16 protein-coding genes are annotated in these 17,648 nt (G+C 63.4%); 9 read left to right on the plus strand and 7 right to left on the minus strand.

All coding sequences use genetic code 11. The annotated features are described in order from the left end of the window. Positions 1–316: 316 nt before the first annotated feature. The 7 genes from ytvI to KQI11_RS00985 all read right to left on the minus strand — a co-directional run bounded on the left by ytvI (position 317) and on the right by KQI11_RS00985 (position 8,261). Positions 317–1,456, minus strand: coding sequence for a sporulation integral membrane protein YtvI (gene ytvI / locus KQI11_RS00955; protein ID WP_216400756.1), 1,140 nt, complete (start codon positions 1,454–1,456; stop codon positions 317–319). A gap of 191 nt (positions 1,457–1,647) precedes the next feature. Further along, positions 1,648–2,817 carry a M20 metallopeptidase family protein gene (locus KQI11_RS00960; RefSeq protein ID WP_185915497.1) on the minus strand — a complete coding sequence of 390 codons (1,170 nt, stop codon included), beginning with the start codon at positions 2,815–2,817 and terminating at the stop codon, positions 1,648–1,650. Positions 2,818–2,941: 124 nt separating this feature from the next. After that, a complete protein-coding gene (locus KQI11_RS00965; RefSeq protein WP_216400757.1) occupies positions 2,942–4,108 on the minus strand; it encodes a M20 metallopeptidase family protein in 1,167 nt (388 codons plus the stop codon). 62 nt (positions 4,109–4,170) lie between these two features. Continuing rightward, positions 4,171–5,337, minus strand: a complete 1,167-nt coding sequence (locus tag KQI11_RS00970; RefSeq protein WP_353653895.1) for a M20 metallopeptidase family protein — start codon at positions 5,335–5,337, stop codon at positions 4,171–4,173. A 498-nt stretch (positions 5,338–5,835) separates the two neighbouring features. Further along, a complete protein-coding gene (locus tag KQI11_RS00975; RefSeq protein WP_216400759.1) occupies positions 5,836–6,573 on the minus strand; it encodes an RsmE family RNA methyltransferase in 738 nt (245 codons plus the stop codon). Positions 6,574–6,621: 48 nt separating this feature from the next. Beyond that, a complete protein-coding gene (prmA, locus tag KQI11_RS00980) occupies positions 6,622–7,539 on the minus strand; it encodes a 50S ribosomal protein L11 methyltransferase (protein WP_216400760.1) in 918 nt (305 codons plus the stop codon). 59 nt (positions 7,540–7,598) lie between these two features. Further along, complete coding sequence (locus tag KQI11_RS00985; protein WP_216400761.1) at positions 7,599–8,261, minus strand: HAD family hydrolase; 663 nt, start codon at positions 8,259–8,261, stop codon at positions 7,599–7,601. Between the two features lie 275 nt (positions 8,262–8,536). Here KQI11_RS00985 and KQI11_RS00990 point away from each other — a divergent pair, with 275 nt between their 5' ends. The 9 genes from KQI11_RS00990 (at position 8,537) to KQI11_RS01030 (ending at position 17,648) form a co-directional block, all read left to right on the plus strand. Further along, positions 8,537–9,967, plus strand: a complete 1,431-nt coding sequence (locus KQI11_RS00990; protein ID WP_021660751.1) for an amidohydrolase — start codon at positions 8,537–8,539, stop codon at positions 9,965–9,967. 70 nt (positions 9,968–10,037) lie between these two features. After that, on the plus strand, positions 10,038–10,775 hold the full coding sequence (locus KQI11_RS00995) for a DUF5058 family protein (RefSeq protein ID WP_185915504.1): 738 nt from the start codon (positions 10,038–10,040) through the stop codon (positions 10,773–10,775). Positions 10,776–10,796: 21 nt separating this feature from the next. Continuing rightward, entirely contained in the window at positions 10,797–11,531 is a 735-nt protein-coding gene (locus KQI11_RS01000) for a hypothetical protein (RefSeq protein ID WP_021660753.1), read from the plus strand. Positions 11,532–11,691: 160 nt separating this feature from the next. Beyond that, positions 11,692–12,840, plus strand: a complete 1,149-nt coding sequence (locus KQI11_RS01005) for an aldo/keto reductase (RefSeq protein WP_021660754.1) — start codon at positions 11,692–11,694, stop codon at positions 12,838–12,840. A gap of 3 nt (positions 12,841–12,843) precedes the next feature. Next, the gene (locus KQI11_RS01010; RefSeq protein ID WP_216400762.1) at positions 12,844–13,338 is read left to right on the plus strand and encodes an HNH endonuclease; all 495 of its coding nucleotides are present in this window, start codon (positions 12,844–12,846) and stop codon (positions 13,336–13,338) included. Continuing rightward, the gene (locus tag KQI11_RS01015) at positions 13,335–13,886 is read left to right on the plus strand and encodes a pyruvate kinase alpha/beta domain-containing protein (protein ID WP_021661014.1); all 552 of its coding nucleotides are present in this window, start codon (positions 13,335–13,337) and stop codon (positions 13,884–13,886) included. Before KQI11_RS01010 ends, KQI11_RS01015 begins: the two co-directional genes overlap by 4 nt. Positions 13,887–14,315: 429 nt before the next feature. After that, complete coding sequence (locus tag KQI11_RS01020; RefSeq protein ID WP_216400763.1) at positions 14,316–15,398, plus strand: BMP family ABC transporter substrate-binding protein; 1,083 nt, start codon at positions 14,316–14,318, stop codon at positions 15,396–15,398. A gap of 360 nt (positions 15,399–15,758) precedes the next feature. After that, on the plus strand, positions 15,759–16,841 hold the full coding sequence (locus KQI11_RS01025; RefSeq protein ID WP_216400764.1) for a BMP family lipoprotein: 1,083 nt from the start codon (positions 15,759–15,761) through the stop codon (positions 16,839–16,841). Between the two features lie 108 nt (positions 16,842–16,949). Further along, on the plus strand, positions 16,950–17,648 hold the full coding sequence (locus KQI11_RS01030) for a formylglycine-generating enzyme family protein (RefSeq protein ID WP_021661007.1): 699 nt from the start codon (positions 16,950–16,952) through the stop codon (positions 17,646–17,648).

A 17,648-nucleotide genomic window follows, 5' to 3' on the forward strand; every position in this document is an offset into this window, starting at 1 on the left:
CCTCCATTCTCGGCCGGGCCCGCTCCCCGCGCGGCGGCCCTCTTTGCGGCAAAGGCGCAAAAAAAGCCGGCACCTGGGATGCGAAGCCCAGGTGCCGGCAAAAAAATCGCTCTGTGGTTTTCTTTTACCCGCTCTACCCGCGGCCCCTCTTCACTTTTCCATACGACAAAACGCCCGCGCCATAAAAATAGCCCAGGTAGCGGTAGCCGTAATAGGAGACCGAAGAGAGGGAGACCGCGTTGTTCATGTTGCTTTACTCCTTTAAAGGACGACTGCATCGCCTTCGTACCCAATATACGCCGCCGCCGGGGATTTGTCAACCGCCTTTTTCCGGTTTTTCCCCGCGCCCTTCCCGGTCGGCCCGGCCGCGGCGGCGCGCCTCCCGCACCCGGCCGGGCAGGCGGATCACCCCGTGGGCAATCAGATCCTGGGCGACAATGGCCCCCAGCGGCCCCAGGAAGATGCCCCAAAACCCCAGCACTGCCCCGCCCAGGTAGGCGCTGGAGAGGGCCACCAGCGGGTGCAGCCCCACCTGGTTGCCCAGCACCTTGGGCTCCAGCAGGCTGCGTACCATCGAGATGACCGCGTAGAGAAGGGCCATCTGCAGCCCTAGCCCGGTGTTCCCCGAGAGGAGCAGGAAGGCCGCCCAGGGCACCAGCACCGCCCCGGTGCCCAGGATGGGCAGCAGGTCGACAAAGGCCACCAGCAGCGCCATCGAGACCGGGTGGGCGATGCCCAGCAGCCAGAACCCGGCCGCCAGTTCGGCAAAGGTCACGGCCATTAAAATCAGGTAGCTCTTGGCCATCTGTAAGGCCGAGCGCTGGACGCAGTCCTTCACCAGGTAGAGCACCTGAGCCAGTTTGGGCGGGGTGCAGCGGGCAAAAAAGCGGGTGATGCTTCGGTAGTCGGCGGCGAAGAAGAGCCCCGAGATCACCGCCACCGAGCACCAGAGAAAGACCGCGGGCAGGGCCGCGGCCAGCCGGGTCACCGCCCCCATGGCCCAGGCGGAGAGCTTTTGCAGACAGGCGTCGATGGAGCCCCCCGCCAGGGCGAAAAAGTCCTCCCAGTAGATCGGGGCGCCGGGGGAGAAGCCCTCGATAAAGCCCAGCAGCCACTCCTGGAACCGGGACAGCAGGGGGGCTATCTCCTGGGCGTAAAACCCCGGCAGGGAGGAGAAGATGCTCCCCAGCGAGACCACCAGCCGCGCCCCAAAATACCAGATGGCCGCCCCCAGCCCCAGGTAGAGCAGGGCGGTGAGGGCGCTCTGGCAGCCCCGCTGGGGCAGGCGCCAGCGGCGGTGCAGCCAGCGGGCGGGCCGGGCGGCGACAAAGGCCACAAAAAAGCCCGCCAGCAGGGGGGAGAGCAGGGGCAACAGCCAGCGCACCCCCAGCAGGCCAAGGGCCAGCACCAGGGCGAAAAAGAGGGTGTTTTCCAAAAAAGCGTGCCGCTTCTCCACGGCCGTCCCCCCTTTTTTCGCTCATTTTCAAGAGGATGGGCAGTTTTGGGTGGGATATGCAGGCCCGGCCCCCTGGCAGGATATGCGGGGGAGCGGGCAAAAAGAATCCCCGCGCGGCCAGAGACCGCACGGGGATTTCAAAAGCTATGTACGCGCGCGGAGCGCGCCTCCAAAACCCGACAGGGGGGAAGCTATTTGGTCAGGAAGTTGTAGGCGTACTCGCCCATAAAGGTGGCGCCCACCTTCAGGCTGGCCTCGTCGATGGCGAAGTTGGCGTTGTGGTGGTTGCCGGAGGTGCCGGGCAGGTCGCTCTTGGCGCCCACCACGCAGTAGAAGCCCTTGAAGGCGTGGACAAAGGCGGCGTAGTCGTCCGAACCGGTGGCGGGGTCGCCCTGGGGCAGAACGGTCAGCCCCTGCTCGGCGGCCAGGGCGCGGCCAGCGGCGGCGGCCTCCTTGTCGTTGACCACCGGCAGCGGGGCCATGACCACCCGCTCCACCTCGGCGGTGCAGCCGTAGGCGGCGGCCACGTTCTCGGCGATCTTGCGCATCAGGTCGATGACCTCAATGTCCTCCCCGGCCTTGAAGAAGCGCAGGTTGCCCTCGATCTCGGCGTCGTTGGGGATGATGTTGTTCTTGGTGCCGGCGTTGATCATGCAGGGGCTCACCACCACGGTGGAGAAGGGGTCGTGCCGGTTGACCGGGATGGCCTGCACCTTCAGCAGGATGTCGCAGGCCGGGCGGATGGGGTCGACCGCCAAGTCGGGGCGGGAGCCGTGGCCGCCCACGCCGTGGACCTTGATTTTGAAGCCGGTGTTGCCGGCCATCATCGCCCCGTCGGGGATGCCGATGAGACCGACGGGCATCTGGGCCATCAGGTGGGTGCCGATGGCCTGGTCCACGCCGCCGTGGGCCTGCAGGTACTCGACGCACTCCTCAGCGGCGCCGCCGCCGACCTCCTCGGCCACCTGGAAGCAGAGGTAGACCGAGCCGTTGAGCTCATCCTTGAGCTCGTTCAGGGACTTGGCGATGCCCAGCAGCATGGCGGTGTGCCCGTCGTGGCCGCAGGCGTGCATCACGCCGGGGGTCTGGGACTTGAAGGGCAGGTCGACTTCCTCGCAGACCGGCAGGGCGTCGATGTCGGCGCGGATGGCGATCTTCTTGCCCGCTTTGTTCTTGTTGATGATGCCGATGACGTTGCGGCGGCCGACGACCTCGTACTGGATGTTCATCTTCTCCAGCTCTTCGCAGATCCGGCGGGAGGTGCGCTCCTCCTGGTAGCTCAGCTCGGGGTGCATGTGGAACTCCCGGCGCATCTCGATGATGTAGTCTTCGTTTTGGGCGATCAGTTCTTTGATGGTCATGGAAAGATACCCTCCTTGATGATGGTAAAATAGACTCACTACTTTGTATTATAGAGGCAAAAAATGGGGCTGTCAAACCAACTTTCTGTGAACAGCGCACAGAAATGGCACACCTGTCCCGGGGCTATTTCAAAAATGCAAAGGCGTACCCGGCCATGAATTCGATGCCCAGTTTGATGCAGTCCTCGTTGAGGCAGAAGGTGGGGTTGTGGTGGTTGCCAGAGGTGCCGGGCATCTCGCTGTGGGCGCCCAGCATGGTGTAAAAGCCGGGGAAGGCGTTGAGGAAGTTGGCGTAGTTGTCCGACGCGGCCTGGGGGTCGGCGGGGGGCAGCACCGTCAGCCCCTGCTGGGCGGCCAGGGCGCGGCCCCGGGCGGCGGCTTCATTGTTGTTGATGACCGGGTAGGGGGCCATGGCCTCGCTGGTGACCTCCACCGTGCAGCCGCGGGCGGCGGCCAGGTGCTCGCTCATCCGGCGGATCTCCTCCACTGCGGCGTCGCCGTCGCCGTAGGCGAAGAAGCGGATGTTCCCCTCGATTTCGGCCTCGCCGGGGATGATGTTGTTCTTGGTGCCCGCGTGGATGGTGCAGGGGCTGACCACCAGGGTCTTGAAGGGGTCGTGCCGGTTGACCGGGATGGCGGCGATGGCCTGCAGGATCTCGCAGGCCGGGCGGATGGGGTCGACCGCCGCGTCGGGGCGGGAGCCGTGGCCGCCCACCCCGTGCACCACGATCTTAAAGCCCATGTTGCCGGCGTACATCGGCCCGTCGGGGATCCAGATGGTCCCCACCGGGGCCGCCCCGGCGATGTGGGTGGCGATCACCTGGTCGACCCCGCCCTTTTCCTGCAGGTAGGCCACGATGTCGTCGGCGCCGAAGCCGGTCTCCTCGGCCACCTGGAAGCAGAGGTAGACCTTGCCGGAAAACTGCTCTTTGGTCTCGTTGAGGATGCGGCCGATGGTTACCAGCATGGCGGCGTGGGCGTCGTGCCCGCAGGCGTGCATCTTTCCCTCAAACCGGGATTTAAAGGGCAGCTCCACCTCCTCGGTGAGGGGGAGGGCGTCGATGTCGGCGCGGATGGCGATGGATCTGCCGGCCCGGCCGGTGTCGATGAGGCCCACCACGTTGCGGGGGCCCACCACCTCACAGGGGATGTCCAGTTTCCCCAGCTCCTCGACGATGCGGGCGGAGGTCCACTCCTCCTGCAAGCTCAATTCGGGGTGGGCGTGTAGCTCCCGCCGCAGGTCGATGGCATAGGACTCGTACTTCTCGCTCAGCTCTTTGATGACAGACATCTCAAAACACTCCTTTTTATTCTTGATACATTTTGTATGCAAAAAAGTTGTCCCCTACTCCTTTACTCCTTGCCTCCCAGGAAATCAAACAGGCAGGCGGCAAAGAGGGCCAGCCCCTCTTCCAGGCACCCCTCGTCGATGCAGAAGGTGGGGTTGTGGGCGTTGCCGGAGGTGCCGGGCAGCTCACTGCGGGCCCCCAGCATGGCGTAGAAGCCGCCGAAGGCCTCGAGGAATTCCGCGAAGTTGTCCGACGCGGCCGAGGGGCCCTGGGCCGGGATCAGCGAAAAGCCCAGATCGGCGGCCAGGGCGCGGCCCCAGGCGGCGGACGCGGGGTCGTTGAGGACCGGCTCGGTGCACTGTTCGCCCCCGGTGACCCGGGCGGTGCAGCCGTAAGCCGCGGCGGTGGGCCCGGCCAGCCGGCGGATCTCCTCCACCAGGGCGGGCCCGTCCCCGTAGCGGAAAAAGCGGATGTTCCCCCCGATGGAGGCGCTGCCGGGGATGATGTTGTTTTTGGTGCCGGCGTGGATCAGGCAGGGGCTCACCACGCAGGTGGCGAAGGGGTCGTGCCGGTTGACCGGGATGGCCGCCGCCTTGAGAAGGATCTCGCAGGCCGGGCGGATGGGGTCGGACGCCAGGTCGGGGCGGGAGCCGTGGCCGCCCACCCCCTCCACCTCGATGTCGAAGCGGGTGGCGCCGGCGTACATCGGCCCGTCCTGCAGGTAGAGGCTGCCCACTGGGTAGGCGCCGTTGACGTGCAGGCTCACCGCCCGGTCCACCCCGCCCAAGGCCTTTAGGTGGGCGACGATGGGGCCGGCACCCTCGCCGGTCTCCTCTCCGGGCTGAAAGCAGAAATAGGCTGTGCCGCACAGGTGCTGGCGCTGCTCCCAGGCGATGCGGGCGGCCCCCAGCACCATGGCGGCGTGGGCGTCGTGCCCGCAGGCGTGCATCTTCCCCGCGACCTGGGACTGAAAGGGCAGCTCCACCTCCTCGGTCAGGGGCAGGGCGTCAAAATCCCCCCGAAAGGCCAGCCAGGGCCCCGGGCGGCCGCTGTCCACCACCGCGACGATGCCCCGGTTTTGCAGCACGGTGTGGGGGATGCCGAGTCCCTCTAGCTCCCGGGCGATGCGGGCAGAGGTCCACTCCTCCTCCATCGAGAGCTCCGGGTGGGCGTGCAGTTCCCGGCGAAAATCGGTGACGTATCCGGCGTGTTGATGGGCCAGTTCTCTCACTTGCAACAAAATTCCCCCTCTGCGCCCCGAAGGGCACCTCTTTTCTCAAAGTATAGCCTTTTCCCAGAGGGCCGTCAATCGAAGGGGAGGAGCAAAAAGGGCCGGATCCCGGCGAATAGTCGCCAAAAATATCCTCTTAAAAATGTGATAGACGCCAAAAAGAGCCCCGCTGATAGCGTTTTGCGCAGCAGAATGCTACCATAAAAGCAAAGATGGCGCGGCGCAGTCCGCGCCCAAGGGGGGGAGAGGGGAGCGCACCTTCCCCTCGGCGGAGGGCAACGTCTTTTATCCCTGGCCATTGCGCGTGGGGGCCGATTTCCCCCTCTGGCAGGGGCCGTGGCGCTATCCCCTCATCGCCGCCCTCGGCCTGGCCTTTCTGGCCATCGGCTCTTTCGTCGAATGGCGGCGCTCCCTCCTCAAGCGCTGAAGGGCTTAAAACGAAGAGCGCCCGGCGAGTTGGTCTCGCCGGGCGCTCTTCATTATAGATAAAACAGCCGTTTACAGGTTCCCCGTCAAATACATCACCACGGCTGCTGCCGCCAGGGGGGCGGTCTCACAGCGGAGGATGCGGGGCCCCAGGGAGGCGATGCCCACCCCGCGGCCCTCGGCCAGGGCCACCTCCTCGGGGGTCAGTCCCCCCTCGCTGCCCACCAGCAGCCCGCAGCTGCACACCGGCCCGGCCGCCTGGGCCTGGGCCAGCAGCTCGCCGATGGGGCGGCCGCCCTTCTCGTAGAAGAGGAGGGGGAGGTCCTTGCCCGCCAGTTCCTCCACCGCCCGCGCAAAGGGCAGGCAGGGCGAGACGGTGGGCAGCACCCCCCGCCCGCACTGCTTGGCCGCCTCCCAGGCGATTTTCTGCCAGCGCTCTGTCTTGTTTTGCAGGCTCTTGGGGTCGGGGCGGGAGACGCACCACTCGCTGATCACCGGCACGATCTCCCGGCAGCCCAGCTCAACGCACTTTTGCACCACCAGCTGCATCTTGTCCTGCTTGGGCAGGGCCATGTAAACGGTCAGGTCCAGGTCGGGCTCGGCGGGGCAGGGGCGCTTTTCCAGCACGGTGCAGACCACCTGACCATCCTCGACAGTTTCGATCTGGCAGTCGTAGTCAAACCCCGCCCCGTCGCAGAGGGTCACCGCGTCCCCCGGGCCCAGCCGCAGCACCCGGGTCAGGTGTTTGACGTCCCCGCCGCGCAAAATTCCCCGCTGCCCGGCGATGTCTTCGGTAAAAAACTTGGGCATCCCGCATACTCCTTTAACAAAGCTGTCCACCGCCCGCGCGGGCAGGCTTTAGGCCCGGCAGGTGATGGCGTACCAGCCCTTTTCCTCCCGCACGTCCAAAACGGTCAGCCCGGACTGCTCCATGGCCGCCAGCACTTCGTCCCGGCGCACGTCCACGATCCCCGAGGCCACCAGCACCCCGCCCTCGTTCAGGTGGGGCTTCACGTCCGGCAGCAGCCGGATCACGATGTCGGCCACAATGTTGGCAAAGATCACGTCAAAGCGCCCCTGCACCCCTGTGGCCAGGTCCCCCTGCACCACGGTGCAGCGCTCGGCCACCCCGTTGAGGGCGGCGTTCTCCCGGGCCACCTTGACCGCCGTCTCGTCGATGTCGCAGAGCACCGCCGAGCCGGCCCCGCACAGCAGGGAGGAGATGGCCAGGATCCCGCTGCCGCAGCCCACGTCCAGCACGCTGCAGCCGGGGCGCACCACCTCCTGCAGTCGCTCCAGGCAGAGCTTGGTGGTGTGGTGGGTGCCGGTGCCGAAGGCCATCCCCGGGTCCAGGGTCACCACCACCTGGCCGGGCGATTTTTCGTAGTGCTCCCAGCTGGGGCAGACCACCAGCCGCTGGCCGATGGGCAGGGGGTGGTAGTACTTCTTCCAGCCAAAGGCCCAGTCCTCCTCGGCGATCTCGCCGGTGGAGAGGGTGTGGCCGATCCCCTCCTCCTCCAGCCGCCCGGTCAAAAAGGAGACGGCCTCCATGGGCGCCTGGTCGGCGGGGATGTAGAGGTGGATGACCGCGTGCTCCCGGTCCCGGGCCAGCAGCTCCTCGTCGATCAAATCGATGTGGGCCACCTGGGGGGCGACCTCCTCCAAATCCGAGTAGTCCTCGATGTAGATGCCGTAGGGCACCACCATGTGGGCGATGGCCGAGGCCACCTCCACGTCTTTGGCGGCGACGGCGACCTGAATCTCTGTCCAGTCCATCTTCTCTGTCTCCTCTCTCCAAAAGAGCGCCCGCGGCAGACAGCCTGCGGGCGCCCCGGTCAACTGTTTTGCAGGTAGTCGGCCAGCTCTGCCACGCTGTGCACCAGCGCGTCGGCCTCGATCTGGCCCTCCTCCATCCCCAGGTAGCCAAAGCCGTAGGTGGCGGCGGCAAAGCGGCAGCCCACGGCGGCGGCCCCCTCCTCGTCGTAGGGGCTGTCCCCCACCATCAGCACCTTGTCGGCGTCGGCCTCGTCGATCCCCATCTCGGCCAGCGCCTCCCGGATGATCCCCTCCTTGGAGGGCGTCTTCTCCGGCACCGAGCCGCAGATGGCGTCAAAGAGGGGGGTCAGGCCGAAGTGGTCGGTGGTCTTGCGGGCAAAGCCCACGAATTTGAGGGTGGCCACCCCCAGCTTGACCCCCTGGGCCTTGAGGGCGGGCAGCAGGGTCTCCCACCCGGGGTAGAGCCTGCCGGCGGCGATGTGCTCGTCCCGAAAATGGGCCTTGTAGCTGGCCACTGCCCGGTCCAGCAGCGCCTCGTCCTCCACCCCGGCGACAATGCGGAAGCACTCCTTCAGAGGCGGGCCGATAAAGCGGTGGAAGGTGTCCTCCGGGGGGATGGGGATCCCCAGTTCCTCCATGGCCTCTTTGGCACAGGCGATGATCCCCCCCGAGGAGTCGATCAGGGTCCCGTCCATATCCAGTAGCAGCGCGCGATAGCGCATGGCAACGCCCTCCCCTTCTTTTCATGGGTTGATTCTACCATATTTCCCAGCAAATATAAATAGATAAATTCTGCAACATCCCTTTGTCCAATATTCATAAATCGTTAAAACACAATTGCTTGTTTGTTCATTTTATGTTACAATCCATAAATACAAGGGCGCTGTTCTGCAAGAAAAAGAAGGCATAGGTTGCATTTACTAAAAAAACCTGTTGTTTTCCGTCATTATCACCAATGACTGGCAGCCGCGCTTTAGATTAGGAGGCGATCAAAATCATGTCGGTACGGGACGACATCTGCAAGTTGGTGGACGACAAGGCCGCTCTCTTCACCCAGGTCAGCGACAAGGTCTGGTCTACGCCGGAGCTGGGCTTCAAGGAGTTCCAGTCCTCGGCTGCCCTCATCGAAGTGTTGAAGCAGGAGGGCTTCGCGGTGGAGACAGGGCTGGCGGGCATCCCCACCGCCTTCTCCGGCACATTCGGCAGCGGCAAGCCGGTCATCGGCATCCTGGGCGAGTTTGACGCCCTGCCCTCCCTCAGCCAGGAGGCGAGCTGCTCCTCGAAAAAAGAGGTGGTCAAGGACGCCCCCGGCCACGGCTGCGGGCACAACGCCTTGGGCGCGGGCAGTCTGGCGGCGGCCGTCGCCGTCAAGGACTACCTGCAGGCCACCGGCAAGAGCGGCACCGTCATCTACTACGGCTGCCCCGGCGAGGAGTTCGGCTGCGGCAAGGCCTTCATGGCCAGAGAGGGCTGCTTTGACGGCCTCGACTGCGCCTTCAGCTGGCACCCCGGCGACTGCTTTGCCCCCATGGGGATCAGTTCCCTGGCCAACATCAGCGTCTTTTTCAGCTTTGTGGGCAGGACCTCCCACGCGGCCGCGTCGCCCCAGCTGGGCCGCAGCGCCCTCGACGCCGCCGAACTGATGAACATCGGCGTGCAGTTCTTGCGCGAGCACGTCAGCCCCGAGGCCCGCATCCACTACGCCTTCCACGATGTGGGCGGCACCGCCCCCAACGTGGTGCAGGACCGGGCGAAGCTCCACTACTACATCCGCGCACCCAAGATCGCCGAGGCCAAAGAGCTCTTTGCCCGCATCGAGAAGATCGCCAAGGGCGCGGCCATGATGACCGAGACCGAGTCGATCGTTCAAATCAAAGACGGTCTCTCCGACTACATCCCCAACGAGGTGCTCACCACCCTGTTGACCGAGGCCATGAACGAGGTGGGCGAGGTCCCCTTTGACGAGGAGGACAAAGCCCTGGCCCAATCCTTCCGCGACACCCTCACCCCGGCCGAAAAGGCCGCCTCGGCCCAGCAGCTGGGGATGTTGGGCGGCCCGGAACTGGCGCAGAAATACGCCGACCAGGCCATCTGCGGCGAGGTCTTCCCCTACCGGCCCATGGGCAACATCGCCATGCCGGGTTCCACCGATGTGGGCGATGTCAGCTATGTCACCCCCACCGCCCAGATGACCGCCCCCACCGCTTGTTTGGGCACCCCCGGGCACTCCTGGCAGCAGACGGCGCAGGCCGGCTCCCGCCTGGCCCACAAGGGGCTGCTGCAGGCTGGCAAGGCTTTGGCGCTGGCCGCCGTCAAGGTCATTGAGGACCCCTCCGTCCTCGCCCCCGCCCAGGAGGAGTACCTGAAAAAGACCGGCGGCAAGTACAACTGCCCCTTCCCCGACGACGTCAAGCCCTATTTGGACTAACGGTCTCAAACAGCGAGCGGTAACTGCGCTGTTGCGATAAACTATGAAACAGAAATGAGGAGTGAATCAAATGACATTCAAAGAACTGTCAAACAGTGCCTGGCTGTGGATTTTGGTCATCGCCGGACTGCTGTACGTAGCCGGATTGGCCGCCGCCTTTATGGTGAAGGCCCGCAAGCGCTGCCTGGAGTTGGGCATTGAGAACACGACCATCAAAAAGGTCATCAGTTCGTCCTGCACCTTCTCCATCGTCCCCTCCCTGTCCATCGTCATCGGCCTGATTTCCCTGGCCGCCGTCCTGGGCACCCCCTGGGCCTGGTTCCGGCTCTCCGTCGTGGGCGCCGTCTCCTATGAGCTGATGGCCGCCGACATGGTCATCCAGGCCATGGGCCTGAACTTCGCCAGCGCCGGTGCGCAGCCCGCCAACGTCTTTGGCGCCGTGATGATCGTCATGAGCATCGGCATTATGTTCGGCATCATCACCAACATCATCGCCGCCAAGAAGATCACCACCAGCATGGCCGACTACAACCGCAAGAGCGGCGGCTGGGGCGCTGTCTTCTCCGGCTGTTTCATGATGGCCATGATGTCCGTCATGATGCCCCTGCAGGTCTACAACCCCGCCACCGGCTGGAACTTCGTCGGCACCCTGACCCTGCTCACCAGTGCCGGCATCGGCCTGCTGATCGCGACCATCGCCAAGAAGACCGGGGCCAAGTGGCTCAACGACTTCAACCTCGCCATCGTGTTGATTTTGGGCATGGCTTCCTCCGTGCTCTGGACCAACGTGGTCGGCATGTTCGCTTAATAGGGAAAGGAGGACTATACAATGAACAACGAGAAATACATAAAGTCCATCCATCGCCTGGGCCGGCTCGGCAGTATTGGCGCCCTCGGCTTCATGGTGGGTATCCCCCTGGTCATCTGTGCCATCTACAGCTGCTTCCCGGACTTCGGCCTGGTTTTGCAGAGCGGCACCGGCCTGCTGGCCATGTTCATCCCCATCGCCATCTCTGAGGTGTTCAGCTACGCCCCCGTGCTCGGCTCCGCCTCTTACATCACCTTCATCACCGGCAACGTCATGAACCTGAAGCTGCCTGTGGCCATCAACGCCATCGACATCGCCGGCGTGGAGCAGTCCACCGACGAGGGCGACGCCGTTGTCACCGTGGCCGTCGGCGCCTCCTCCATCGTCACCATGGCCATCATCGCCCTGGGCGTCATCCTGCTGGTGCCGCTGCAGCCCATCTTCGCCATCCCTGCCGTCAAGACCGCCACCGGCTACATGCTGCCCGCTCTGTTCGGCGGCCTGGCCCTGGGCATCTTCAACGGCCGGTCCGGCAAGTACAACATCAAGGGCAAGCTGCTGGGCGCTGTCCCCGCCGTCATCATCGTCATCATCCTGATGATCATGGGCGTGCCGCTGAGCACCTACCAGGGCTTTGTCATCGTGGGCATGATCCCCGTCACCATCCTGACTTCCTGGCTGATGTACAAAAAGGGCATCATCAAAGTTTACGAGCAGGGCAAGACCGAGCCCGAGCCGGTCGCGTCCAAGAAGTAATTACCCCCTTTTCGCAGTTGAAAAGGGCCGGGGCAACTGCCCCGGCCCTTTTTTGCGCCCTGCTCCTTGCGCCCTTTTAAAAGGAGGGGTATACTGAAGTTACAACAGCTCCTGCCGGGCCGGCCCGCCGCGCCCGCAGAGGAGAGAAGGAGGCCTTTTCATGGAGATGGAATACAGACAGCTGGGAAACACCGGGTTTTCCGTCAGCGCCGTGGGGGTGGGGGGCGAGCACCTCTGCACCCGCGACTACCCCACCGTCGAGGCCACCGTGGGCGCCGCTGTGGAGCGGGGGGTCAACATCTTCGACCTCTTCATGCCCGAGGTGGAGTACCGCCGGAAGATGGGGGACGCCCTGCGCCCCTACCGCAAAAACGTCTATCTGCAAGGGCACATCGGCGCGGTGCTCCAGGGGGGGCAGTACGCCCGCTCCCGCAAAGTGAAAGAGGCCGACACCTATGTGCGCGATTTTTTAGAGAAGTACCACACCGACTACATCGACCTGGGGATGGTCCACTTTGTCGACACCCAGAAGGACTGGGACGGCGTCTTTGAGAGCGACTTTATCGACTACGCCCTCCGCCTCAAGGAGAAGGGGGTCATCCGCAAGCTGGGGGTCAGCTGCCACATGCCCGCCACCGCCATCAAACTGGTAGAGACGGGGATCTTCGACCTCCTCCTCTTCTCCATCAACCCCGCCTACGACTTTGAGCCGGCCGAGAAGACCCTCGACCAGCTCATCGCCGCCACCCCCACCCAGGGCCAGCTCTCCCCCGAGCGGGAGCGGCTCTACCAGCTTTGCGGGGCCCGCGGGGTGGGGATCACCGTCATGAAGGCCCTGGCCGCCGGCAAACTGCTGGACCCGGCCACCACCCCCTTCCACCGGCCCCTCACCGTCACCCAGTGCATCCACTACGCCCTCTCCAAACCCGGGGTGGCCAGCGTGCTGCTGGGGGTGCAGAGCGTGGCCGAGCTGGAGGACGCCCTTGGCTACTTTGATGCCAGCGAGGAGGAGCGGGACTTCTCCTTCCTCGCCCAGGAGATGCAGGGCTCCCTCTCCCACCGGTGCATGTACTGCAACCACTGCCTGCCCTGCCCCCAGCACATCGACGTGGCCGCCGTCCACAAATACCTGGACCTGGCCGAGGCGGGGGAGGGGCTGTCGGTCCCCGCCACCGTGGCCGCCCACTACGAGGCCCTGCCCGTCACCGCGGGGGAGTGCATCGCCTGCGGCTCCTGCGAGAAAAACTGCCCCTTTGGGGTGCCGGTCATCGAGAACATGGCCAGGGCCACCCGCCTTTTCGGGAAGTAGCCGGTGCGCCCCTACGTCTTTGACAAGACCAAGCGCCGCTACTGCTATCTGCGGGAAGGGGGCCGCTGCTTCTACTGCGGCAAACCCCTCTCCTTTGGCGGCGGCACCCTGGACCACCACCTGCCCCGCGCCCACGGGGGTCCCTCGGCAGTCTACAACCTGGTCCTCTGCTGCCGAGCCTGCAACCGGGAAAAGGGGGACGCGGTCCCTCCCGACTGGGAGGGGACGGTCTGCGCCCTCTTTTCCCGGGCGGTGGGCGACGGGGCCCTTCCCCTCCCCCCAGGGGAGGGGAGACGGCTGCCCCCGGCGGTGGCGCAGGGAGTGGCGGGGGTGCGCCCCTGGTCGGAAGGGCTCTGCTTTTTCGGGCCCGCCTTTACCGCCTGGTGCGATGGACACCGGGTCACAAAAGTTCGCTATCCCCCGCCGCGGCGGGGGGAGAAGCGCCTGCCCGACACCCCTGCCGGCGGCGGGCGCACAGAATGGGAGGAAGACAATTGAAATTGGTACCAGTCGGCCCCGCCGGGGCAGAGGAAACCGCCCGCATTGCCGTTGAAGGGGCCAAGGCCCGGGGCATCCGCCACCTGGTGGTGGCCAGCTCCTCCGGCGCCACAGCCGAACTCTTTCGGGACTGCGGCTTACAGGTGACGGTGGTCACCCTGGCCTACGGCTCCAAGGAGCCGGGCAAAAACGTCATGGAAGAGGCCGAGCGCCAGAAGTTGAAGGACTGGGGCTTTTCGGTCTGCACCGCCGCCCACGCCCTCTCAGCGGCCGAGCGGGCCGTCTCCGGCGCCAACGGCGGGATGTATCCGCTGGAGATCGTCGCCAACGCCCTGCGGATGTTCTCCCAGGGCACCAAGGTCTGTGTGGAGTGCTCCACCATGGCCATGGACGGCGGCTACCTCCCCTTTGGTGAGGACGTGGTGGCGGTGGGGGGGACCAGCCTCGGCTGCGACACGGCCCTGATCCTGCGCCCCAGCTACTCGTCCAAACTCTTTGCCACCAAGGTCAAAGAGGTGCTCTGTCTCCCCGGCAAAGAAGGGGAGTAAGCGCCTCTAAAAGGCCCTCGGCGCCCGTTTGCGGCGGCGAGGGCCTTTTTTGGCGGTTTTCCCAGATTTCTCGGTGTTTTCCCCCGCATATTTTGTGCCGCCCCGTTCTTTATAGAGGAACTTCTAAAAAGAATGCAGTGTCGCTGTGAAGGCGGTACAAAAAAGTGCTTTATTGCGAGAAAGAGCAATATGTCTAAAAAATAAATAAATAGTAAAATTTAGTTGACAAATTCGATTGCTTTGTTTAAATTGGAAGGCGAGGAACAGTTTGGTATAGATTTTCATTCACTCTAAGAGAGGGGCGAAAAAAGCAAAAAAGGCCGACATTGCATCAACAATGCCAACCTTTCATGTAATTTTTCCCCTCTTTGAGGGCGAAAGAAATCCTATACCATTCTGAATGAAAAAAGAGAGCGAGGGAAACGAGCAATGAAAAAAGCGTTGGCAATCCTGTTGGCCGCCCTGACGGCGTCATCCCTGCTGATGACCGGCTGCGGCGAAAAGGACGAGGGCAACAAGGACGGGGAAAAGAAGTGCCGGGTGGTGATGATCTGTTCGGCCCTGGGGGACAAGTCCTACTACGACATCGCCTACGAAGGGCTGAAAAAGGCCGAGACCGACCTGGGAGTGGAAATCAAGGTGGCCGAGATCGGCACCGACAAGGCCAAGATGGAGCCCGCCATCCAGGACGTGGCCGACGCCGGCTACGATATCATCTTCTTTGGCAGCACCGAGTACATCCCCATCATTGAAAAGCACCAGGACGAGTACAAGGAGTCCAAGTTCGTGGGCTTTGACATCGAGCCCAGCACCGAAATCAAGATGTCCAACATGTTCTGCATCACCTATATGCAAAACCAGGTGGACTTTCTGGCCGGCGCGCTGGCGCAGAAGATGTCCAAATCGGGCACCATCGGCTTTTTGGGCGGCACCGAGGGCACCATCATCAACGACTTTTTGATTGGCTTCATCGAGGGCTCCCTTCTGGCCAACCCCAAGGGGAAGGTGGCCTCCTCCTACATCGGCAGCTGGACCGACGCCGCCAAGGGCAAAGAGATGGCCCTGGTGCAGATCAAACAGTTGGGGGCCGACCTGCTCCACCCCTGCGCCATGGGCGCCGGACTGGGTGTCATCGAGGCCTGCCGCGACAACGGTCTCTGGGCCATCGGCGTGGACGCCGACCAGCGGGAATTCTTTATCGACAGCAAGAAGGACATCGCCGACGCCATCCTCACCTCGGCCATGAAGCGGGGGGACATGGTGGTCTACAAGGTCATCAAAGACGAGCTGGCCGGCACCCAGACCTACGGCAGCCTGGAGAAGTGGGGCCTGAAGGAGGAGGCCGTGGGCCTGGCCAAGAACGACTACTACAAGGAACACACCCCGCAGGAGATCCAGGACTATGTGGACAAGGTGGAAGGGCAGCTCCTCGACGGCAGCCAGCAGGTCTCCACCGCCTACGGCATGAGCCAGGACGACTTTGTCGCCATCCGCGAGGGGGTCAAGCCCTAACGGCGAACGCGCCGTCTCCACTTAAAAAAAGAAAAAATTTTATTTTTTACCCCAAATGAAGCCCTTTGTCTGCCAGATTCTTCCTAGGTGTTTTTGCCAATAAAAAAAGGGGGCTTTTGTATCCCCACACAAAAGGAGGGCCGACCTTCCGCCAAAAGGGACAAATCCCGCCATCTGCAATTGGGAGAAACGGCGAAAAAATAGGGCTTTTATAAAACTGCAAAAGTCTGAAAAAAACATCCTCCCGCGGGACAATTGTCCTGGCTCCCCCTCTTTTCAAGGTCTAGGATGGGATTGTGAAGGGCGGGTGAACGCCCGTCGAAATCGTAAAAATCCAAATCAAGAGAGCGAGGGAAAACTGTGAAAAAGGCACTGGCAATTCTGTTGGCCGCCCTGACGGCGTCATCTCTGCTGATGACCGGCTGCGGCGAAAAGGACGAGGGCAAAAAGGACGATGAGAAAAAGTTCCGGGTGGTGATGATCTGCTCGGCCCTGGGCGACAAGTCCTACTACGACATCGCCTACGAGGGGCTGAAAAAGGCCGAGACCGACCTGGGGGTCGAAATCAAGGTGGCCGAGATCGGCACCGACAAGGCCAAGATGGAACCCGCCATCCAGGACGTGGCCGACGCCGGGTACGACCTGATCTTCTTCGGCAGCAGCGAGTACATCCCCATCATCGAAAAGCATATGGACGAGTACAAGGAGTCGAAATTCGTGGGTTTTGATATCGAGCCCACCACCGAGATCAAGATGTCCAACATGTTCTGCATCACCTACCTGCAAAACCAGGTGGACTTTCTGGCCGGCGCGCTGGCGCAGAAGATGTCCAAATCCCACACCATCGGCTTTTTGGGCGGCAGTGAGGACACCATCATCAACGACTTTTTGATCGGCTTCATCGAGGGCTCACAGCTGGTTGCCCCCAACGGCAAGGTGGCCACCTCCTATATCGGCAGCTGGACCGACGCCGCCAAGGGCAAAGAGATGGCCCTGGTGCAGATCAAACAGCTGGGGGCCAACCTGCTCCACCCCTGCGCCATGGGTGCCGGGCTGGGTGTCATCGAGGCCTGCCGCGACAACGACCTCTGGGCCATCGGCGTGGACGCCGACCAGCGCCAGTTTTTTATCGACACCAAAAAGGACATCGCCGACACCATCCTCACCTCGGCCATGAAGCGGGGGGACATGGTGGTCTACAAGGTCATTAAAGACACCCTGGCCGGCACCCAGACCTACGGCCACCTGGAGAAGTGGGGCCTGAAGGAAGAGGCTGTGGGTCTGGCCAAGAACGACTACTACAAGGAGCACACCCCGCAGGAGGTGCAGACCTACATCGACGAACTGGAGAAGAAGCTCGTCAGCGGCGAGCAGAAGGTCTCCACCATGTACGGCATGAGCCAGGACGAGTTTGTGAAGATCCGCGAGTCTGTCAAACCGTAGCGGACACCCCTGTTTTTTCAACGCGCAAAACGCACCGTCAGCGGCGGCCAGGGCCATTGGCCGGGGCCGCCGCTGCGCTGTTCAAAACCAATTTGAGGGAGGTACCCCATGGAACGCGAAAACACCGTATTCATTCCCCAGACCACCTACATCTACCGGGTGGTACACCGGGTGATGGAGGGGGACTGCCAGTGCGAGCACGGCCCGATGCCGGTCACCGTCGGCCCCCTTTACGCCGACGTCTACCCCGTCACCAACGCCCAGTACTACCAGTTTGTGCAGGACAGCGGCTACCGGCCGGAGGACGACCGGGGCTACCTGCGCCACTGGGTGGACGGCTGCTACAAGCCCGAGGACGCCGACAAGCCGGTGGTCTGGGTCAGCCTGGAGGACGCCAGGGCCTACGCCGCCTTTTACGGCAAACGGCTGCCAAAGGACTACGAGTGGCAGTACCTGGCCGCCGGGGACGAGTGTCTCGAGTGGCCCTGGGGCAACAGCCCCGACTACAGCCGGGCCAATGTGTACAGCCACGGCCTCACCCCGGTGGACGCCTTCCCCCAGGGGGTGTCCCCCACCGGCTGCATGGACATGTGCGGCAACTGCTGGGAGATGGTCGACGAATTCCACTTTGACGGCAGCCACTACTTCCAGCTGCTGCGGGGCGGCAGCTTCTACCGGGCCCACCACTACTGGCACGCCGAGGGCGGGCCGCAGAAGAACAACACCCACTTGAAGATGCAGTTTTTGAGCGGCGCCATGAGCCGCAACGCCACCGTTGGCTTTCGCTGTGTAAAGGAGGGAGACTGA

The sequence above is a fragment of the Acetanaerobacterium sp. MSJ-12 genome, assembly GCF_018917875.1.
In the GTDB taxonomy this organism is placed as follows: Bacteria; Bacillota; Clostridia; order Oscillospirales; family Ruminococcaceae; genus Bittarella; species Bittarella massiliensis.